The 20,949-nt window shown below is 67.1% G+C and carries 15 protein-coding genes and 1 tRNA gene; 6 read left to right on the top strand and 10 right to left on the bottom strand.

The features are described from left to right. Window positions 1-60 precede the first annotated feature (60 nt). The 4 genes from ACSQ86_RS04210 (at window position 61) to ACSQ86_RS04195 (ending at window position 5,166) form a co-directional block, all read left to right on the top strand. Complete coding sequence (locus ACSQ86_RS04210) at window positions 61-2,160, top strand: ATP-dependent helicase (RefSeq protein ID WP_093111321.1); 2,100 nt, start codon at window positions 61-63, stop codon at window positions 2,158-2,160. Beyond that, complete coding sequence (locus tag ACSQ86_RS04205) at window positions 2,157-2,588, top strand: hypothetical protein (protein WP_436302790.1); 432 nt, start codon at window positions 2,157-2,159, stop codon at window positions 2,586-2,588. The genes ACSQ86_RS04210 and ACSQ86_RS04205 overlap by 4 nt, the downstream gene beginning before the upstream one ends. Then, window positions 2,588-3,745, top strand: a complete 1,158-nt coding sequence (locus tag ACSQ86_RS04200) for a phospholipase A (protein WP_436295424.1) — start codon at window positions 2,588-2,590, stop codon at window positions 3,743-3,745. Before ACSQ86_RS04205 ends, ACSQ86_RS04200 begins: the two co-directional genes overlap by 1 nt. An 89-nt stretch (window positions 3,746-3,834) precedes the next feature. Continuing rightward, complete coding sequence (locus ACSQ86_RS04195) at window positions 3,835-5,166, top strand: MFS family transporter (protein ID WP_436302789.1); 1,332 nt, start codon at window positions 3,835-3,837, stop codon at window positions 5,164-5,166. 16 nt (window positions 5,167-5,182) lie between these two features. On the opposite strand, the gene ACSQ86_RS04190 is transcribed toward ACSQ86_RS04195, so the two are convergent. Genes ACSQ86_RS04190 through araD form a run of 3 tightly spaced genes read right to left on the bottom strand, consistent with a single transcriptional unit; the run spans window position 5,183 to window position 8,681 of the window. Further along, entirely contained in the window at window positions 5,183-6,163 is a 981-nt protein-coding gene (locus tag ACSQ86_RS04190; RefSeq protein ID WP_436295422.1) for a Bug family tripartite tricarboxylate transporter substrate binding protein, read from the bottom strand. Between the two features lie 36 nt (window positions 6,164-6,199). After that, a complete protein-coding gene (locus ACSQ86_RS04185) occupies window positions 6,200-6,910 on the bottom strand; it encodes a ribonuclease activity regulator RraA (RefSeq protein WP_436302788.1) in 711 nt (236 codons plus the stop codon). 43 nt (window positions 6,911-6,953) lie between these two features. Further along, complete coding sequence (gene araD, locus ACSQ86_RS04180; RefSeq protein WP_436302787.1) at window positions 6,954-8,681, bottom strand: L-arabinonate dehydratase; 1,728 nt, start codon at window positions 8,679-8,681, stop codon at window positions 6,954-6,956. Window positions 8,682-8,766: 85 nt separating this feature from the next. Between araD and ACSQ86_RS04175 the strand changes: the two genes are divergently transcribed. Both ACSQ86_RS04175 and ACSQ86_RS04170 read left to right on the top strand, forming a co-directional pair. Next, window positions 8,767-9,459 (top strand): GntR family transcriptional regulator, encoded by a 693-nt coding sequence (locus tag ACSQ86_RS04175; RefSeq protein WP_436302786.1) that lies wholly within the window; start codon window positions 8,767-8,769, stop codon window positions 9,457-9,459. Window positions 9,460-9,641: 182 nt separating this feature from the next. Next, complete coding sequence (locus ACSQ86_RS04170; protein ID WP_436302785.1) at window positions 9,642-10,280, top strand: LysE family translocator; 639 nt, start codon at window positions 9,642-9,644, stop codon at window positions 10,278-10,280. Between the two features lie 504 nt (window positions 10,281-10,784). Here the strand turns inward: ACSQ86_RS04170 and ACSQ86_RS04165 are convergent. The 7 genes from ACSQ86_RS04165 to rpoC all read right to left on the bottom strand — a co-directional run bounded on the left by ACSQ86_RS04165 (window position 10,785) and on the right by rpoC (window position 20,936). Next, window positions 10,785-10,860 (bottom strand) — tRNA-Phe (locus tag ACSQ86_RS04165). Between the two features lie 79 nt (window positions 10,861-10,939). After that, complete coding sequence (locus tag ACSQ86_RS04160; protein ID WP_436302783.1) at window positions 10,940-11,638, bottom strand: response regulator; 699 nt, start codon at window positions 11,636-11,638, stop codon at window positions 10,940-10,942. Between the two features lie 71 nt (window positions 11,639-11,709). Next, window positions 11,710-13,977 (bottom strand): ATP-binding protein, encoded by a 2,268-nt coding sequence (locus ACSQ86_RS04155; protein ID WP_436310256.1) that lies wholly within the window; start codon window positions 13,975-13,977, stop codon window positions 11,710-11,712. Window positions 13,978-14,036: 59 nt separating this feature from the next. Continuing rightward, on the bottom strand, window positions 14,037-14,582 hold the full coding sequence (locus tag ACSQ86_RS04150; protein ID WP_436295420.1) for a DUF4390 domain-containing protein: 546 nt from the start codon (window positions 14,580-14,582) through the stop codon (window positions 14,037-14,039). 58 nt (window positions 14,583-14,640) lie between these two features. Then, a complete protein-coding gene (gene rsmB / locus ACSQ86_RS04145) occupies window positions 14,641-15,999 on the bottom strand; it encodes a 16S rRNA (cytosine(967)-C(5))-methyltransferase RsmB (RefSeq protein WP_244504094.1) in 1,359 nt (452 codons plus the stop codon). Between the two features lie 29 nt (window positions 16,000-16,028). After that, complete coding sequence (locus ACSQ86_RS04140; RefSeq protein WP_436302782.1) at window positions 16,029-16,631, bottom strand: lema family protein; 603 nt, start codon at window positions 16,629-16,631, stop codon at window positions 16,029-16,031. A 72-nt stretch (window positions 16,632-16,703) separates the two neighbouring features. Further along, on the bottom strand, window positions 16,704-20,936 hold the full coding sequence (gene rpoC, locus ACSQ86_RS04135) for a DNA-directed RNA polymerase subunit beta' (RefSeq protein WP_436302781.1): 4,233 nt from the start codon (window positions 20,934-20,936) through the stop codon (window positions 16,704-16,706). Between the last annotated feature and the right edge of the window lie 13 nt (window positions 20,937-20,949).

Here is a 20,949-nt window from a genome sequence, read left to right as displayed (position 1 = left end):
TGAGGTCGTCCGACGGCGCCCCGTATCATTGCCCGCTTTGCGCCCCCTTCCCCTCGCCTCATGTCCTCCGGTCTCAACCTCGCGCAACAAGAAGCCGTCAACTACATGCACGGTCCCTGCCTCGTGCTCGCGGGTGCGGGTTCGGGCAAGACGCGCGTCATCACGCACAAGATCGCGCGCCTGATCCAGGCGGGGCTGGAGCCCAAGCGCATCGCGGCCATCACCTTCACCAACAAGGCAGCAGCCGAGATGCGCGAGCGCGCCAAGGGGCTGATCGGACGCGACGCGAAGCATGTGGTGGTGTGCACCTTCCACGCGCTGGGCGTGCGCATGATGCGCGAAGACGGCGCCGTGCTGGGCCTGAAGCCGGCCTTCAGCATCCTCGACAGCGACGACGTGACGAAGATCCTGAAGGACGCCGGCGGCACCACCGACGCCGCGACCGCGCGCATCTGGCAGTGGACCATCAGCAAGTGGAAGAACATGGGGCTCAATGCCGCCCAGGCCGAGGCCCAGGCTGCCGACGACAACGAGCGCATCACGGCGCGCATCATGGGGCGCTACGAAGAGCGGCTCGCTGCCTACCAGAGCGTGGATTTCGATGACCTCATCGGCATGCCGCTCAAGCTTCTGCAGCAGCATGACGAGGTGCGCGCCAAGTGGCAGGCCGCGCTCGGCCACGTGCTGGTCGACGAATACCAGGACACCAACGCCACGCAGTACGAGGTGCTGAAGGCGCTTGTAGGAGAGCGCGGGCGCTTCACAGCGGTGGGCGACGACGACCAGTCGATCTACGGCTGGCGCGGCGCGACGCTCGACAACCTGAAGAAGCTGCCGATCGACTACCCGAATCTCAAGGTCATCAAGCTCGAGCAGAACTACCGCAGCACCAGCGCGATCCTGCGCGCGGCCAACAACGTGATCGGACCGAACCCCAAGCTCTTTCCGAAGACGCTGTTCAGCGAACTCGGCGAGGGCGAGCCGGTGCGCGTGGTCGATGCCGACAGCGAGGCGCACGAGGCCGAACGCACGGTGGCGCGCATCCAGAGCCTGCGCGGCGGCGACGCCACCACGCAAGGCCAGCAGTACAAGGAGTTCCGCGATTTCGCGATCCTCTACCGCGCCAACCACCAGGCCCGGGTGTTCGAGCAGGCCTTGCGCAAAGCGCAGATCCCCTACAAGGTTTCGGGCGGCCAGAGCTTCTTCGACCGCGCCGAGATCAAGGACCTGTGCGGCTGGTTCCGGCTCTGGGTCAACAACGACGACGACCCGGCCTTCCTGCGCGCCGTGACCACGCCCAAGCGCGGCATCGGCCACACCACGCTGGCCAGCCTGGGCACCTTCGCGAGCCAGTACAAGCTGAGCCTGTTCGAGGCCCTGTTCTCGCCCTCGCTGCCGAGCGTGATGCCGAAGCGCGCGCAGGAAGGCCTGCACGAGTTCGGCCGCTACATCAACGACCTCGAATACCGCGCGCGCCGCACCATGGGCGCCGAGGACGCGCGCAGCTTCCTGGCCGACTGGCTGAAAGAGATCGACTACGAGAAGCACCTCTACGACGGCGAGGACAGCGAACAGGCCGCGGCCAGCCGCTGGACCAATGTGCTCGAGTTCTGCGACTGGATGTCGCAGCGCTGCGGCGGGCAGATCGACGATGCCTCCGGAGCGACGGTCGAGAGCGAACGCAAGAGCCTGCTCGAAGTCGCGCAGACCATCTCGCTGCTCTCCACCATCAGCGAACGGGAGAAGGACCAGAACGTGGTCACGCTCTCCACGCTGCATGCGGCCAAGGGCCTCGAATGGCCGCACGTGATGCTGATCGGCGTGACCGAGGGGCTCTTGCCCTTCAAGCTCGACGACGACGGCGGCCGGCAGGAGAAGGTCAGCGAGGACACGCTGCAGCGCCTGCAGGAAGAGCGCCGCCTGATGTACGTGGGCATCACGCGCGCGCAGCGCAGCCTGGCGGTGAGCTGGACCAAGCGACGCAAGCAGGGCCGCGAGATGGTGCCGGCGCAGCCGAGCCGCTTCATCGCCGAGATGGCGCTCGACAAGAAGACCATCAAGGAAGACCCGCGCGAGAAACTCAAGGCACTGCGCGCCGAATTCGCGCGCAAGGTCCAGGACAACGCTGCCGCAGCGGCGGCCGCCGCGGCAGCCCCATGAAGTGCCACGCGCTGCTCACTGCTTTGTGCATTGCCGCCGGCAGCGCCGGAGCCCAGCCGGCATGCCCCGCCAGCGGCCGCGACCTGCCGGTCGAGGCGCTCTATGGCCAATGGGAGGCACGCTTCGAAGGCGTGCCGGGCATCGCGCGGCTGCAACTCGCCAAGCATCCTGAATACGCCGGCGTGCGCGGCACCATCACGCGTGACGGCGGCGCGGCAAGCCGCTCGGTCGCGCAGCTCGCGGGCGACATCGACGACGAGGGCCAACTCAACATCGACGAATCGATGGACGGCCGCGCGATCAGCGGCGTCTGGCTCGGCGAGCTGCAGGCCGGATCCTGCGGCAAGGAGTTCAAAGGAACCTGGCGAAACGCCGCCGACGACAGCACACGTCCTTTTGTACTAACCAAGACGGGCAGTTGGCAATGATGAACACACGCACCACCACTTTCGCGGCGCTCTTTGCCGGCCTCGGCATCGCAGGCGCGCACGCGCAACCTGCAGAGAGACCGCAGAGCCCGCTGGCCGAAGCGCAGCTGACCTGGCAGCAGTGCCAGCGCCTCGCCGACAGTAAGGAGGCGCGGCTGGCCTGCTTCGACCGCTGGGCCCAGCAGCAGACCTTGCCCGCGGCCTCGGTACCGGCGGCGCCGCCCGTGCTCGCCAACACGCAGCCGCCCGCGCCGGTGGACGCCGCCGTGCCCGCCACGCGCGTGGTCTCCGTCGCCACCGAAGAAGGCTGCCGCGACCGCCAGTACTCCGCGCTCTCGCGTTTCTGGGAACTCGAGAATGGCACCGACTGCGGCACCTTCAGCTTCCGCGCCTACCGGCCGCTCAACGTGTCCGCCTCGGCGGCCAAGGACAAGCCGCAGACGCCGACCTCGCCCTCTGCCGGCCACAACGGCAGCGACATCGCCTACCAGGCCAACGAGATGCGCATCGGGCTTTCGGTGCGCACCAAGCTGATCCAGGGCATGCTGACGCTGAACGATCCGGTCAAGAAGGATTCGCTGTGGTTCGGCTACAGCCAGCAGTCCACCTGGCAGCTCTTCAACGGCGCGATCTCGCGGCCCTTCCGCACCACCGACCACGAGCCGGAACTGATGTATGTCTATCCCACCGACGTGCAGCTGGCGGGCGGCTGGCGCTGGCGCTATGCGGGCCTCGGCCTGGTGCACCAGTCGAACGGCCAGAGCCTGCCTTATTCGCGCAGCTGGAACCGCGTCTACCTGATGGGCGGCATGGAGCTGGACGACCGCTTCACCCTCACCGGCCGCGTGTGGCAGCGCCTGCATGAGGATGCTGCGAAGGACGACAACCCCGACATCTCCAACTACATCGGCCGCGCCGAGCTCACGGGCCGCTGGAATCTGAACCCCTACAACACGCTCGGGCTGACGGTGCGCAACAACCTGCGCGAGAGCGGGCGCGGTTCGATGCGGCTCGAATGGCTCAAGGACCTCGGCAACTCGAGCAGGAGCAACCTGCGCTTCCACACGCAGCTGTTTCACGGCTATGGCGACACGCTGGTCGACTACAACCGCAAGCGCACCGTGCTGAGCATCGGCCTGAGCCTGGTCGATTTCTAGGGACATCGCGGCGTCTGGCCGATGCCGGGTGGCCGGCGGCCTTAGCATGAGGGTTCTCCCGTACAACACACCAAGACACGGAGGCTCGCATGAGCGCAGTCACGCCCGTTTCGGGCATCGCCGCGGACGCCACGGTGCCGCAGCACTACACCGCCGAAGAAAAGCGCCACCGCATCTTCGCCATCGTCGGGGCCTCTTCAGGCAATCTGGTCGAGTGGTTCGACTTCTACGTCTACGCGTTCTCGTCGATCTACTTCGCGGCATCGTTCTTCCCGAAATCCGACCCCACCGCGCAACTGCTCAACACCGCGGGCGTTTTCGCGGCCGGCTTCCTGATGCGGCCGATCGGCGGCTGGCTGTTCGGCCGCATCGCGGACCGCAAGGGTCGCAAGACCTCGATGGTGATCTCCGTCACGATGATGTGCGCGGGCTCGCTGGCGATCGCCTGTCTGCCGACCTATGACAGCATCGGCGCCTGGGCGCCAGCGCTGCTGCTGGTCGCGCGTCTGTTTCAGGGACTTTCGGTCGGCGGCGAGTACGGCACCACCGCCACCTACATGAGCGAGGTGGCGCTGCGCGGCCAGCGCGGCTTCTTCTCGTCCTTCCAGTACGTCACGCTGATCGGCGGCCAGCTGCTCGCGGTGCTGGTGATCGTGGTTCTCGAACAGCTGCTGAGCGAGGCCGAACTCAAGGCCTGGGGCTGGCGTATTCCCTTCGTGATCGGCGCCATCACCGCCGTGGTCGCGATGCAGCTGCGCCGGCAGTTGCACGAGACTTCGAGCACCGAGAGCCGCAGCAACAAGGAGGCCGGCACGCTCGCGGGCCTGTTCCGCCACCACAAGGCGGCCTTCTTCACGGTGCTGGGCTTCACCGCGGGCGGCTCGCTGATCTTCTACACCTTCACCACCTACATGCAGAAGTACCTGGTCAACACGGTCGGCCTGCCGATCAAGACCACCAGCTACGTGATGACCTGCGCCCTCTTCGTCTACATGTGCATGCAGCCGGTCTTCGGCGCGCTGTCGGACCGCATCGGCCGGCGCAACAACATGCTGCTGTTCGGTGGACTCGGCGCGCTGGCCACCGTGCCGATCCTCACTGCGCTGCAAAGCGTGACGAGCCCGGGGCTCGCCTTTGTGCTGATCATCGTGGCGCTGGCGATCGTGAGCTTCTACACATCGATCAGCGGCATCGTGAAGGCCGAGATGTTCCCGCCCGAAGTGCGCGCCCTCGGAGTCGGCCTGGCCTACGCGGTGGCCAACGCGATCTTCGGCGGCTCGGCCGAATACGTGGCCCTGGGCCTCAAGTCGCTGGGCCACGAATCGAGCTTCTTCTGGTACGTGACAGCGATGATGGCGATCGCCTTCTTCGTGAGCTGGCGGCTGCCGCGGCAGGCGGCCTACCTGCACCACGATCACTGATCGCGGTTGATTCGGATCAGTCCGCCGTCGCGCCGGACTTCTTCACCAGTTCGGCCCAGCGCGGGATCTCGCGGGCCATGTGCTCGCGCAGTTCTTCGGGCGTGCTGCCCACGATTTCCATCGCCAGTTGGTCCGAGAGCTTGGCCTGCACGTCGGGCTGCTTGAGCGCCTTGACGATCTCGGCGTTGAGGCGCTGCACGATCGGTTTGGGTGTGCCCTTGGGCGCGTACACCGCCTGCCACGACGACATCTCGAAGCCGGGAATGCCCGATTCGATCATGGTCGGCAGCTCGGGCGCGAGCGCGATGCGCTTGCCGGTGGTCACGGCCAGCAGCTTGAGCTTGCCGCTCTTGACCAGCGGCAGCGCCGCCGTCACCTGATCGAACATGAAGGGCACCAGCCCCGCGGCCACGTCGGTCATGGCCGGCGGCGTGCCCTTATACGGCACATGGGTGAGCTTCACGCCGATCAGGTCGGCGAACATCTCGCCGGCCAGGTGGGTGGAGGTGCCGGCGCCGGATGACGCGAAGCTGCGCTTGCTCTCGTCCTTTTTCAAGAGCGCCACCAGTTCGGCCACCGAGTTCACGCCGAGCTGGCTGTTGACGATCAGCACGTTGGGCAGGCGCGCGACCAGCGAGACCGGCTCGAAGTCCTTCATCGGGTCGTAGGGCAGCTTCTTGTAGAGGCTGGCGTTGATGGCATGCGTGCTGATGGTGCCGCCGAAGAGGGTGTAGCCGTCGGGCGCGGCCTTGGCCACGTAGGCAGCACCGATGCCGCCGGCCTGGCCGGGCTTGTTCTCGACCACCACCGATTGCTTGAGGCTTTCGCTCAGCTTCTGGGCCAGCGTGCGGCCGACGATGTCGGTGGAGCCGCCGGCCGTGAAGGGCACGACGTAGACGATGGGCTTGGCGCCCGGCCATTCGGGTGCCTGGGCCCAGGCGGCCACAGGGGCGAGCGCGGCCAGAAGCAGCGCGGCGGCGCGGCGGGTGAAGCGCATGGTTTGTCTCCTCGGGGGTGAAAAAAGGAAAAGACCTCAGCGGCCTTTGGCCTGGCGCCAGGCTGCGAAGTCGGCGCGGCTCTGTTCGTCGGTGGGCGGGTACAGGCCGAGGATGGAGCGGCCTTCGAGCACCTTTTCCTGCACGAAGTCTTCGAAGGCCGTCATCTCGATCGCTTCGGCGGCGATCTCGTCGGCCAGGTGGGCCGGGATGACGATCACGCCTTCGGCATCGCCCACGATCACGTCACCGGGAAACACCGGCGCGTCGCCGCAGCCGATGGGCACGTTGATGTCGATGGCCTGGTGCACCGTGAGGTTGGTCGGCGCGCTGGGGCGGCAGTGGTAGGCCGGGAAGCCGAGCTTCGCAATGTCGGGGCTGTCGCGGAAGCCGCCGTCGGTCACCACGCCGGCGGTGCCGCGCTTCATCAGCCGCGTGACCAGGATGCCGCCGGCCGAGGCGGCGCGCGCGTCCTTGCGGCTGTCGATCACCAGCACGGCGCCTTCGGGACATTGCTCCACCGCCTGGCGCTGCGGATGGTTGCGGTCGAGGAAGACGCTGATCGGGTTCAGGTCTTCGCGCGCCGGCATGTAGCGCAGCGTGAAGGCCTCGCCCACCATGTTGGGCAAGGCCGGGTTGAGCGGTCGCACGTCCTGGATGAATTGGTTGCGCAGGCCGCGTTTGAACAGGGCCGTGCACAGGGTGGCGGTGCTCACCTTCATGAGCTGCTCGCGGGTGGCGGGATTCACGTAGGGTCTCCGTTCTCGAAAGAAGGTGGGGTTTAAAGGCTGATCAGAAGATGTCGGGCTCGGGCACCGGCTTGCCGAAGCCGGTTTCCAGGAAGTCGAAGTCGCAGCCTTCATTGGCCTGCTTGATGTGGCGGCCGAACATCCAGCCGTAGCCGCGCTCGTAGCGCGGCGGCGGCGGCGTCCATCCGGCCTTGCGGAGCGCGAGTTCCTCGTCGCTGACCTCAAGGTGGATGCGCCGCGCCGGCACGTCCACGCTGATGCGGTCGCCGGTCTTCACCAGCGCCAGCGGGCCGCCGATGGCCGCCTCGGGCGAGCAGTGCAGCAGGCAGCCGCCGTAGCTGGTGCCGCTCATGCGCGCATCGGACAAGCGCAGCATGTCCTTGACGCCCTGCTTGAGCAGCTTGGTCGGGATCGGCAGCATGCCCCACTCCGGCATGCCGGCACCGCGCGGGCCGGCGTTGCGCAGCACCAGGATGTCGTCGCCCGTCACGTCGAGTTCGGGGTCCTCCACCGCCTTCTTGAGCGCCGGGTAGTCGTCGAACACCAGCGCGCGGCCGCTGTGCTGCAGGAGGTGCGGCGCGCAGGCGCTGGGCTTGATCACCACACCGTCGGGCGCCAGGTTGCCGCGCAGCACGGCGAGTGCGCCTTCCGCATAGATGGGGTTGGCGAGCGGACGGATGACATCGTCGTCATAGACCTCGGCGCCTTCGATGTTCTCGCCGAGGGTGCGGCCGTTGACGGTGAGCGCCTCGGTGTGCAGGTGGCCGCGGATGCGCTCCAGCATCGCGGGCAGGCCGCCGGCGTAGAAGAAGTCCTCCATCAGGTAGGCGTCGCCGCTGGGCCGGATGTTGGCGATGACGGGCACGCGGCGGCTGAAGGCATCGAAGTCATCCAGGCTCACCGCATGGCCGGCGCGGCGCGACATCGCGATCAGGTGCACGATGGCGTTGGTGCTGCAGCCCATGGCCATCGCGCAGGCGATGCCGTTCTCGAAGCTGGCGCGCGTGAGCATCTTCGCGGGCGTGAGGTCTTCCCACACCATCTCGACGATGCGGCGGCCGCAGTCGGCGCTCATGCGGATGTGGTTGGCGTCGGCCGCGGGAATGCTGGAGGCGCCCGGCAGGCTCAGGCCCACCGCCTCGGCGATGCCCATCATGGTGGCGGCCGTGCCCATGGTCATGCAGGTGCCATGGCTGCGGGCGATGCCGGCTTCCATCTCGGCCCAGGCCTGCTCGCCGAGCCGGCCGGCGCGGCGCTCGTCCCAGTACTTGAAGGCGTCGGAGCCCGAGCCCAACACCTTGCCCTTCCAGTTGCCGCGCAGCATGGGCCCGGCCGGCAGGTAGATGAAGGGGATGCCCATGCTGAGGGCCCCCATCGTGAGGCCGGGCGTGGTCTTGTCGCAGCCGCCCATCAGCACCGCGCCGTCGACCGGGTGGCTGCGCAGCAGCTCTTCGGTTTCCATCGCCAGGAAGTTGCGGTAGAGCATGGTGGTGGGCTTGACCATGCTTTCCGACAGCGAGATGGCCGGCAGTTCCAGCGGGAAGCCGCCCGCCTGCAGAATGCCGCGCTTGACGTCCTCCACCCGCTGCTTGAAATGCGCGTGGCACTGGTTGGCATCGCTCCAGGTGTTGACGATGGCGATCACCGGCTTGCCCATCCAGTCGGCATAGCTGTAGCCCATCTGCAGCACGCGCGAGCGGTGGCCGAAGGAGCGGAAGTCGTCGGGCGCGAACCAGCGGGCGCTGCGCAGCGATTCGTAGGGGCGTTTCATTGGGGGTTGTCTCTTGGACCGCAGGTCGCGTCGACGGGATTAAAACATTAATATATTAGTACGTCAATGCCACAATCCGACCCCGATGAGTGCCCTCCCCAAGATCCGACTCGACCGCACCCGCCTGGCCGCGCCCCAGGTGCTGGAGCAACTGCGCGACGCCATCCTCTCTCTGGAACTGGCACCCGGCACCGTGCTGGCGCGGCAGGAACTGGCCGACCACTTCGGCGTGAGCCAGACGCCGGTGCGCGAGGCGCTGCTGCGCCTCAGCGAAGAAGGACTGGTGGACGTGTTCCCGCAGCACGCCACGCTGGTCAGCCGCATCGACATCGCGGCGGCGCGCCAGGCGCATTTCCTGCGCCGCTCCATCGAGCTGGAGTTGGTACACCAGCTCGCGCTGGACGCGCCCGCGGGGCTGGTCGAGCAGATGAAGGCCACCATCGCCCGGCAGGCAGCGCTGTCGGCGGCACAGCGCTACGGCGACTTCGTCGGCGCCGACCGCGCCTTCCATCGCCTGATGTACGAAGCCGGCGGCGTGCCCGACCTGTGGGAGCTGGTGGGCCGCGTCTCGGGCCACGTGGACCGGCTGCGCCTCCTGCACTTGCCCACTGCCGGCAAGACCGAGGCGATCCTGCGCGACCACCGCGCCATCGTGCGCGGCATCGAAGCGAAGGACCCGACCGCCGCCCAGGCCGCGTTACGCAAGCACCTGTCGGGCACGCTCAGCGCGGTGGACGAGATCTGCCGTCAGTACCCGGACTATGTCGCGGCCGAGTAGACCTCGCAGCCTTGGCCAGCTCCTGCGCCGCGCGGTAGATCTGCAACAGCAGCCCGCTGAAATTTCCCGGTTCGGTCTTAGGAGGCGAGAATTCGCACGTCGCATCGCGGCACTTCGATGCCGGTTGCCGCATCGCGGCCAGTTCGGGACGGAGAAGTCCTCTTCATTCGCTAGGAATCTGCATGTCCCTCCAAACATGGTTGCTGTATGTCGCAGCTGTCTTTGTTCTGACCGTAACGCCCGGCCCCAGCGTCCTGATGTGCGTCACCAACGCAGTCAACCATGGTGCGCGACGCACATTCTTTTCGGCCATCGGCAGCGTCACAGCGGTGGTCGGCATCATGACGTGCTCTGCCGTCGGCGTAGGCGCGGCGCTTGCCGCGTCCGAGACGCTGTTCCACGCGATCAAGTGGTTTGGCGTCGGCTACCTCCTCTACATCGGCATCGGCACGCTGCGGTCCACGACATCGAGTTTTGACCTTCCGTCCCAGGTCGCTAGCCGAGCAAGCCGCCTGGCGCTCTACGTCAAGGGTTTGCTGGTCGGCGCGAGCAATCCGAAGGCATTGCTGTTCTTCACGGCGTTCTTCCCTCAGTTCATCGATCCGGCCGCGCCTCAGCTTCCGCAGTTCCTGCTTCTCGGGGGCACATTCGTGTGCTTCGAGCTGTTCTGGCTCATGTTCTACGCCACGTTTGCCTCGCGTGTTGCGCCATGGTTGCGGGTCAAAGGGCGAGCCAAGCTCTTCAACCGACTATCAGGTCTCACCTTCATGGGTGCCGGGGCTCTTCTGGCTACTGTCAAACGCGCGGCCAAAGACGCCTGACTGAAAACGCTGGCCGCAGCGCCGAGTCGTCCAACGATTGGGGATCGTCAAACGGGTTGCGGGCCACCGACACCGCGACGCTTTCGTACTTCTTCGGCTGCGCGGGGCCTTGCGCTACACCTGTGGGGCGAGGAGACGCATCCGCGGCTTAACGCCGCCAATGCAATCCGTGTCGCATCCTTCCCAGGTAGCCGGCCCGTTGCAATGACGCTTTGAGCCAGCCAATTTCGATGGCTGACCGACGGCAGTGGGCCCAGGAATCGCGACGGCCCTCTACGGTCCGAACCCTAGCTGCTGCGCTCAGCCAGCCGCAGCGACGTCAACTGCTCTCCAATGCGCGTTCACGTCGGCGCTTCGCAAGACAACATTGATGCTTTAGGCTCTCGCTGCGCAAGAAACGGGACGCTGTGGGATTTGACGATACCGCCTGAGCCGCCTTTTCAGGCTAAGTCCTCGATTTACAAGGACTCTTGAGCTGTCTTGGGATCGTACGAGAAGAGGGGGTGGTGGCCTGGGGCGGAATCGAACCACCGACACGCGGATTTTCAATCCGCTGCTCTACCAACTGAGCTACCGGGCCATGTACGCCTCGACTTGCGGCTGATCAGCTGGTCTTGTGTGACTCAACTGAGTACCGGGCCTTGGTGTGCAGCCCGCAATTATACAGTGCCTCGGCGGCCTCTCGACAGGTCGACGCCAAGTTGCTTGAGCTTGCGGTAGAGGTGGGTGCGTTCGAGGCCCGTCTTCTCGGCCACGCGCGTCATCGAGCCGTTCTCCATCGCGAGATGGAATTCGAAGTACGCTTTCTCGAATCCGTCGCGCGCGTCGCGCAGCGGACGGTCGAGGTCGAAGCTCTGCGTGGATTGCGGGCCGGTGTCGACCGCAGGTATTTGCGGCGCCGATGGAACCAGCGCGTTCTCGCCGATCGTGGTGACCACCGCGGAGAGATTGTTGGCGGCGGCCGGCACCACGCTCGCCGCGGCGCGGCGTGCGCTTTCGCGCGCAAGTCCCTGCTCGACCGCTTTCAGCAGCTTCTGCAAGGTGATGGGTTTTTCGAGGAAGGCAAAGGCGCCGATGCGCGTGGCGTCGACCGCGGTGTCGATGGTGGCGTGCCCGCTCATCATGACGACCGGCATGCTCAGCAGACCGGCGGTGGACCATTCCTTGAGCAGCGTGACGCCGTCGGTGTCGGGCATCCAGATGTCGAGCAGGACCAGGTCCGGGCGCGCGCGCTGCCGTGCTGCGCGCGCTTCGGCCGCGTTCTCGGCGAGTTCCACGTTGTGGCCTTCGTCATTGAGAATTTCGAAGAGCAGGTCCCGAATGCCCAGCTCGTCGTCGACCACGAGGATGTTTGCCATGAATGCTTGTGTTGTGCGCCTGTGTAGATAGAGAGGGCTCGCTTGCCGGCCCGCGCGCACTGCAGGAGCGCTCAGGCGGACGGCGACCTCGAATCTTCGGTGTGTGCGAGCGCTCCCTGCGCCTCGCCTGCCAGCGCGAATGATAACGAGACTTGTGCGCCAGCCACAGCCCCATCAACGATGCGATTCGAAAGTTCGATGCGGGCGCCGTGCTCGTCGGCGATTTTCTTGACCACCGCGAGGCCGAGCCCGGTGCCCTTGGTCTTGGTCGTGACGTAGGGCTCGAAGGCCCGCTTGAGGATGTTCTCGGCGAAACCCGGCCCGTTGTCCTGCACCGTGAGGCGCACGCGCTGGCCCGAGTCGCCGAGCCGCGTGCGGATGACGACCTCGCCGGCCCGCTCGCTGCCGCTGGCGGCAGCCTCGGCCGCGTCCTGCGCGTTTTGCAACAGGTTGTGAACGACCTGCCGGATCTGCTGCGCATCGCCGCGGATCGGCGGGCAGCGCTCGTCCAGTTCGGAGCGCAGCGCGATGGGCGCGTTCTCCCCGCCATAGAGCTGCAACACGTCGGCCACCAGCGCATTGAGGTCCACCGGCTTCAGGTCGGCCGCGGGCAGGCGCGCATAGTCGCGGAATTCGTTGACCAGGCGCTTCATCGCGTCCACCTGGTCGACGATGGTCTTGACCGACTTGGCGAGCACCGCTTCCTCGGCCGGCGGGACCTTGCCGGTGAGCTTCATTTCGAGGCGCTCGGCCGAGAGCTGGATCGGCGTCAGCGGGTTCTTGATCTCGTGCGCCAGGCGCCGCGCCACCTCGCCCCAGGCCTGGGCACGCTGGGCCGACACGATCTCGGAGATGTCGTCGAACACCAAGAGCCTGGCATCGCCCGGCAGCTCCGCGCCGCGCGCGACGATGTTGATGGCGTCCTGCGACATGCCCTCCCCGCTCGCATGCAGCTCGAAGGCATGCTGCCAGTGGTCGAGGCCGTGCTGCAGGCGCTCGACCTGGAACTCGTCGAACTGCTGCTGCACGCTCTGCCCGAACTCGGCGAGGCCGGGCACGTCGGCCAGCAACTGGCCTTCGTAGGCCGCGAGCGGCGCGCGCAGCACGCGCGTGGCGCCCGGGTTGGTCGACAGGATGGTGCCCTGGGGATCGAGCACGATCACGCCCGAGGTCAGGTTGTCCAGGATGGTCTGCAGGTTGGCGCGCGCCGCATCGAGTTCGCCCATGGTCTTTTCGACCGCACCGCGCGCATCGGCCAGCTGCTGCGTCATGACGGCGAAGGAGCGCGTGAGGCCGCCCAGCTCGTCCTTGCCCTGCAGTACCGCGGTGGGGCGCAGATCGCCACCGGCCACCTGCCGCACGCCCTCGGCCAGCACCAGGAGCGGGCGGGCGAGCTGGTTGCCGAACAGCACCGCGAGCAGCACCGCGCCGAACACGGCGAGGAACAGCGTCAGCGTGAGCGTGCCGATGTACATGCGGCGCAGCCCTTCGCGCGCCAGCGCTCTTTCCTGGTACTCGCGGTTGGCTTCCTGCACGGCCAGCGCGTTGGCCACCACCGCCGGCGGCAGCGGCTGCGTGACCTGCAGGAAGCGCGGCTCGGTGTTGAATTCGAAGCCCGGCCTTTGCACCAGCGCGAGCGCCCGCACGCTGGCGGGCGGCGGCGGCGCGGCGCCGGGTGCGGGCGTCTCGTCGAGGCCTTCGATGTGCGCGATCGCGCGGTCGGCGCGCACCTGACGGAACTGCTGCGGCGTGGGCCGTTCGGGATTGAGCTGGAAGCGGGAAGCGCCCGCGCCGGCCACCAGTTGGCCGTTGCCGGTCCAGAGCACCACGTCGGTGGCGCCGAGCTGGTCGCGGATGCGTTCGAGCACCAGGCCCGCTCTCGCGTCGGGCACTTCGGCCAGCTGGTTGCTCGCGCTGCGCACCTTGCTCACCAGGTCGTCGGACAGCGAGTCCAGCGTGGCGCGACCCAGGTTCAGGCCGGCGTCGAGCGCGCCTTCGACCTTGACGTCGAACCAGCTCTCGATCGAGCGCGCAACGAACTGGTAGGAGACGAGGTACACCAGCGCGCCGGGCACCACGCCCACGAGCGCGAAGATGGCGGCCAGCTTGATCAGGAGGCGGCTGCCGAACTTGCCCTGGCGCAGGCGCCGCAGCAGCCGGAACGCGACCCATCCGAGGACCAGCAGCAGCACCACCGCGACCACCACGTTGATGCCGAACAGACGCGCGTAGTTCTCCTCGTAGAAGGCACGGTTGTTGGTGGACTGCGCGAGCAGGAACATCAGCACCAGGCCGATGGCAGTGACCAGGAAGGCGCCGACCCCGATCGCCCAGCGCATGGCGCGGGAACGGCGGCGCGGTGGCGGCGCCCCTGCTGCGCCGCCGCGTGGATCGGTACTCACTTGGCCTTCTCCAGCGGCAGGCGTGCGCTGCGCTCGGCCGAGATGTTCCAGTCGGCCTGGCCGACCACGCCGATCTGGAAGGGCCGCGGCAGCTGCGAGGTGTCGAGCCGGAAGCGGAAGCTCACGGGATGCACGTGATCGTCACCGATCTCGGCGATGTCGCCCAGCCGCAGCCGGCCCACACGCCGCACGCCTTCGAGCGCGTCCTCGAGGGTGTCGAAATTCTGGTTCAGCGAAACGCCGAAGCCCGCGTTCGTGATCGGCACCGGAGAGACGTTGAGCCGCCAGCGGCGCGTGAGCGGCTGGTAGGCGAGCCGCATGTGGCGCGTGGCCTGCGCCACCTTGAGGTCGGTCCAGTACCAGCGCTCCCGGTAGAGCTCGGCGTCGGCCACGAAATAGATCGCGATCCCCTTGTCGAGCACCTCCTCGACCAGTCCCGGCAGTTCGAACTGCACCTGAGCGCTGAGGTAGACACCGTCGTCGGCCTGCTCGAGCCGGAGCTGGCTGACCGTGGCGCTGCGCGACTGCGCCAGGGCCGGCATCCACGCCAGAAGGAGGGCGAGGACCGCCAGCGCGGCGAGCCAGACCGAACCCCGCCGTTCAGCGCGGCTGCTTTTCGAGCAAGGCGTAGAAAAATCCGTCGTGGTCACCCAAGGCATTGTCCGGGACGCCACGGGCAATCCCCCCGCTTTGCGGCAGCAAATGCCCCGGCGAGGGCAGCAAACGGGCGTCGGTGTTGTGTGCAAGGAACGCATCGATCTGGTGCGTCCCCTCTTCGCGGAAGACCGAACAGGTGCAGTACAACAAACGTCCGCCCGACCGGACCAGGGGCCACAGGGCGGCCAGCAGCATCGCCTGCTGGAGCGCCAGCTGCTCGGTATCGCTCTCGCGCCGCAGCCAGCGCACGTCGGGATGGCGCCGCACGATGCCCGAGGCGGTACAAGGCGCGTCGAGCAGGATGGCGTCGAAGGCTTGGCCGTCCCACCACTGCTTCGGCCGCGCGGCATCGGCGACGAGGACCTTGGCAGCCAGGCCGAGCCTGGCCAGCGTCTCGTCGATGCGCCGGCTGCGCCCGGCATCGATTTCGAGTGCCGTGAGCTCGATCGCATCCGGTCCCGCCACTTCGAGCAGGTGGGCGGTCTTGCCGCCCGGCGCCGCACAGGCGTCGAGCACCCGCAGCGGCGCGGCGCCTTGCAGTCCTTCGAGCAGAAGGGGCGCGGCCAGCTGGGCCGCCGCATCCTGCACCGAGCATTCGCCCTCGGCAAAGCCCGGCAGCGCCTGGACCGGCCGCGCGCCCAGCAACTGCAGGCCGCTGGCCGCCACGGGAACGGCCTGCAGGTTCACGGCTTCCAGGGCGCGCCGGTAGGCGGCCACATCGGTCTTGCGCGTGTTGACGCGCAGCGTCATCGGCCCCTGGGTGTTGTCAGCCGCCAGCACGCGTTGCCAGTCGCGCGGATGGTCGCGCCGCAGGCGCTCGATCCACCAGCGCGGATGGTTCCATTGCGCGACCGGCTCGCGCTCGGTGGCCGCAACCAGCTCATCGCGTTCGCGCAGAAAGCGGCGCAGGCAGGCATTGATGAAGCTGGCCTGGGCACGCGTGCCGGGGTTGCGCTTGGCGGCCTCGACCGCCTGATCGACAAGCGTGAACGGCTCGTAGGGCGACAGCGCGGCATCCCAGGCCAGCGCGAGCGCGGTGCAGAGCAAGGCATCGGCCGCCGGCGGCGGCGTGCGCTTGGCCAGCTGGCGTCGCAGGGCCTCGGCCCGGCCGAGCCAGCGCAGCACCTGGAAGCCCAGCGCCTGGACGCCCGGCCGCAAGGCCGGATCGACGGCCTCGAAGGCCACCGAGCCCGAGACGCCGCTGCGGATCGAGGCGAGCGCGACGGCGGTGAGCTGCAACTGGCGCCACAACGGCGGCGAAACGGGCGACGGAGCGCGGATGGGGTCTGGAAGGTCTGCCAACTTGGTGTCGATGAGGAAAGAACGCAGGATCAGCGCAAGGGCGCTGCCGGTCGCAGCTGCATGATCCACGCCACCAGCAGCGCCGGGAACTGGGCGATGGCCGCGTTGTACTGCGTCACGGCCAGGTTGAACTGGTTGCGGGCGATTTCGGCCGCAGCCGAGGGCTCGGGCCAGGCGATCGGCGCCGAGCCGGCGGCCGCGTCTTCCCTGGCCGCGAGCGGCGCGGGTCGCGACAGGGTACCGTCGGCCTCGAAACTGACCACCGCATCGGGATGCAGCCGCTGCCAGGCGCCGAGCATGACATGCAAGGCGGTGGCCAGCGCGCCGATGCCGGCCGGATCGAGCGGCTTGAGGCGCGTGGCGGCAAGCAGGGTCACCAGCTGGCTGGCGGCCGCCTGCAGCGAGGCGTCGGCCGTCGCGCCCTTGGGCACTGCCGGCGCAGGCGCAGGCACCGCTTCGGCCACGCGCGCCTGCACGAAATCGAGCTGCCGCACCAGCGCCGCGTCGAGCGCCGCATAGGCCTGCAGCGCCGCCGAACGCAGGCGCACGATGCGGTTGTAGGCGCCGACGAACCAGAACAGCGCCACCGCGCCGACGATCCAATACGGCAGCGAATCGGGCATGTCGCTCATGAAAAAGCCCCCCATCCGCGGGCGGAAGGGGGGCGATGGGTACCGGTCATGCCGGTGATGCTAACCAGTTATTTATTCGGTCGCGGCGCCTTCGCTGGCGTCGGCCGTGGTCGCATCGTCGGTCGAAGGGCTGGCGGCCAGGTCGGCGGCTTCCGCCTCGGCGATCGCGCGGCGCTCGGCCTCGTCCATCGCGTCCTTGACCTTGCGTGCCTGGTGATACGCCATGCCGGTGCCCGCGGGAATCAGGCGGCCGACGATGACGTTTTCCTTCAAGCCGCGCAGCTCGTCGCGCTTGCCCATGATCGCGGCTTCGGTCAGCACGCGCGTCGTTTCCTGGAACGATGCGGCGCTGATGAAGCTGTCGGTCGAGAGCGATGCCTTCGTGATACCGAGCAACAGGTTGGTGAACGTGGCGGGCAGCTTGTCAGCGGCGCGCAGGGCGTCGTTGGTGTTGAGCATTTCGCTGCGTTCGACCTGTTCGCCGGCGATGTAGTTGGTGTCGCCCGGGTTCTCGACCACGACGCGGCGCAGCATCTGGCGAACGATCACCTCAATGTGCTTGTCGTTGATCTTCACGCCCTGCAAGCGGTACACGTCCTGCACTTCGTCCACGATGTAGCGCGCGAGTTCTTCGGAACCCAGCAGGCGCAGGATGTCCTGCGGATCCGCCGGGCCGTCGACCACGCTTTCGCCCTTGTTCACCACCTGGCCTTCGTGCACCAGGATGTTCTTCTCCTTCGGCACCAGGTCTTCCCAGACCTTGCCTTCGGGGTCGGTGATCTGCAGGCGGATCTTGCCCTTGGTCTCCTTGCCGAACGACACGGTACCGGTCATCTCGGCCAGCATGCCCTTGTCCTTCGGCGAACGCGCCTCGAACAGCTCGGCCACGCGCGGCAGACCGCCGGTGATGTCGCGGGTCTTCTGGCCTTCGACCGGAATGCGCGCCAGCACCTCGCCGGGGCCCACGTCCTGGCCGTCGCGGATCTGCACCAGCGAACCGATCGGGAAGCCGATGGTCACCGAGTGGTCGGTGCCGGGGATCTTGACCTCGTTGCCCGTGGCGTCGACCAGCTTCACCTGCGGACGCACGACCTTGGCTGCGCCGCGGCGCTTCGGATCGATCACCACCAGCGTCGACAGGCCCGTGACCTCGTCGACCTGCTTCGCGACCGTGAGGCCTTCCTCGACGTTCTCGAACTTGGTCTTGCCGGCGAACTCCGTGATGATCGGGCGCGTCAGCGGATCCCAGTTGGCCAGCACCTGGCCGGCCTTGACCTGCTGGTCGGCCTTGACCGCCAGCGTGGCGCCGTACGGCACCTTGTGGCGTTCGCGCTCGCGGCCGTGCTCGTCATGGATGACGATCTCGCCCGAACGCGCGATCACGACCAGCTCGTTCTTGCTGTTGGTCACGTAGCGCATCGTGGCGTTGAAGCCGATCACGCCGTTGGACTTGGCCTCGACGCTCGAAGCCACCGCCGCACGCGAAGCCGCACCACCGATGTGGAAGGTGCGCATCGTGAGCTGCGTGCCGGGTTCGCCGATCGACTGGGCCGCGATCACGCCGACCGCCTCGCCGTTGTTGACCAGGCCGCCGCGGCCGAGGTCGCGGCCGTAGCACTTGGCGCAGATGCCGAAGCGGGTCGCGCAGGTGAGTGCCGTGCGCACCTTGACTTCGTCGACGCCTTCGGCTTCGAGCACCTCGATCACGTCCTCGTCGAGCATGTCGCCGGCCTTGGCCAGCACGGCACGCGTTTCGGGATGCAGCACATCTTCGGCCGCAGTACGGCCGAGGATGCGCTCGCGCAGCGACTCGATGACTTCACCGCCTTCGACGATCGCGCGCATCGCTGCGCCTTCGTGCGTGCCGCAATCCTGCTCGATCACGACCAGGTCCTGGGTCACGTCGACCAGTCGGCGCGTCAGGTAGCCGGAGTTCGCGGTCTTCAGCGCGGTGTCGGCCAGACCCTTTCGGGCACCGTGGGTGGAGATGAAGTACTCCAGCACGTTCAGGCCTTCGCGGAAGTTCGCGGTGATCGGCGTCTCGATGATGGAGCCGTCGGGCTTGGCCATCAGGCCCCGCATGCCGGCGACCTGGCGGATCTGCGCGGCGGAACCGCGGGCGCCCGAGTCGGCCATCATGTAGATGGAGTTGAAGGACTCCTGCTCCACTTCCTTGCCGTGGCGGTCGGTGACCTTCTCTTTCGAGAGCTTGGCCATCATGACCTTCGACACCTCGTCGCCGGCCTTGCCCCAGATGTCCACCACCTTGTTGTAGCGTTCGCCGGAAGTCACCAGGCCCGAGACGTACTGCTGCTCGATCTCCTTCACTTCCTTGGCCGAGCGCTCGATGATGCCGTGCTTCTCGGCCGGCACCAGCATGTCGTCGATGGCGATCGAGATGCCGGCCTTGGTCGCCAGGCGGAAGCCGTTCTGCAGCAGCTTGTCGGCGAAGACCACGGTCTCCTTCAGGCCGCACTTGCGGAACGAGACGTTGATGAGCTTGGAGATTTCCTTCTTCTTCAGCGCCTTGTTGATGTTCGAGAACGGCAGGCCCTTGGGCAGGATCTCGGACAGCAGCGCGCGGCCCACGGTCGTATCGACGAGTTCGGTCTTGGGCGTGAACTCGCCCGATTCCTTGTCCTTCGTGTACTCGGTGATGCGCACGCTGACCTTGGCGGTGAGCTCGACCACGTTGGCGTCGAGCGCGCGCTGCACTTCACCGATGTCGGAGAAGATCAGGCCCTCGCCCTTGCCGTTGATGCGCTCGCGGGTCGTGTAGTAGAGGCCCAGCACCACGTCCTGCGACGGCACGATCGAGGGCTCGCCGCTGGCCGGGAACAGCACGTTGTTGGAGGCCAGCATCAGCGTGCGGGCTTCCATCTGCGCTTCCACCGACAGCGGCACGTGGACGGCCATCTGGTCGCCGTCGAAGTCGGCGTTGAAGGCCGCACAAACCAGCGGGTGCAGCTGGATCGCCTTGCCTTCGATCAGGATCGGCTCGAAGGCCTGGATGCCGAGGCGGTGCAGGGTCGGTGCGCGGTTGAGCATCACCGGGTGCTCCTTGATCACCTCTTCCAGGATGTCCCACACCACCGGCGTGCCGGATTCGACTTCCTTCTTCGCCGCCTTGATGGTGGTGGCGATGCCCATGGCTTCGAGGCGCGAGAAGATGAAGGGCTTGAAGAGCTCGAGCGCCATCAGCTTCGGCAGGCCGCACTGGTGCAGCTTGAGCGTCGGGCCGACCACGATGACCGAACGGCCCGAGTAGTCGACGCGCTTGCCCAGCAGGTTCTGGCGGAAGCGACCGCTCTTGCCCTTGATCATGTCGGCCAGCGACTTGAGCGCGCGCTTGTTGGCGCCCGTCATGGCCTTGCCGCGGCGGCCGTTGTCCAGCAGGCTGTCGACGGCTTCCTGCAGCATCCGCTTTTCGTTGCGCGCGATGATCTCCGGCGCCTTCAGCTCGAGCAGGCGGCGCAGGCGGGAATTGCGGTTGATGACGCGGCGGTACAGGTCGTTCAGGTCGGAGGTCGCGAAGCGGCCGCCGTCCAGCGGCACCAGCGGACGCAGGTCCGGCGGCAGCACGGGCAGCACGTCGAGCACCATCCACTCGGGCTTGATGCCCGACTTGCGGAAGGCTTCCAGCACCTTGAGGCGCTTGGAGTTCTTCTTGACCTTGACTTCGGAGCCGGTCAGGTCGCCGCGCAGCTTCTCGATCTCGCTGTCGAGCTCGATGCCCATCAGCAGGTCCTTGATGCCTTCGGCGCCCATCTTGGCGATGAACTCGTCGCCGTATTCCTTGCGCTTCGCGTCGTAGTCGTCCTCGGACATGATGCCGAACTTCTTCAGCGGGGTCATGCCGGGGTCGGTGATCACGTAGGCTTCGAAGTACAGCACGCGCTCGATGTCGCGCAGCGTCATGTCGAGCACGAGGCCCAGGCGCGAGGGCAGCGACTTCAGGAACCAGATGTGGGCGCAGGGCGCGGCCAGGTCGATGTGACCCATGCGCTCGCGGCGCACCTTGGTCTGAGTGACTTCAACGCCGCACTTCTCGCAGATCACGCCGCGGTGCTTCAGGCGCTTGTACTTGCCGCACAGGCACTCGTAGTCCTTGATCGGCCCGAAGATCTTGGCGCAGAACAGGCCGTCGCGCTCGGGCTTGAAGGTCCGGTAGTTGATGGTCTCTGGCTTCTTCACCTCGCCGAAGGACCACGAACGGATCTTCTCGGGCGAAGCCATGCCGATGCGGATGGCATCGAAATGCTCATCGGGCGTGAATTGCTTGAACAGGTCGAGTAGCGATTTCATTTGACTCTTTCCC

The sequence above is a fragment of the Variovorax sp. LjRoot130 genome (assembly GCF_964253755.1).
In the GTDB taxonomy this organism is placed as follows: domain Bacteria; phylum Pseudomonadota; class Gammaproteobacteria; order Burkholderiales; family Burkholderiaceae_C; genus Variovorax.
This window is presented reverse-complemented; position numbering and strand designations above follow the sequence as displayed.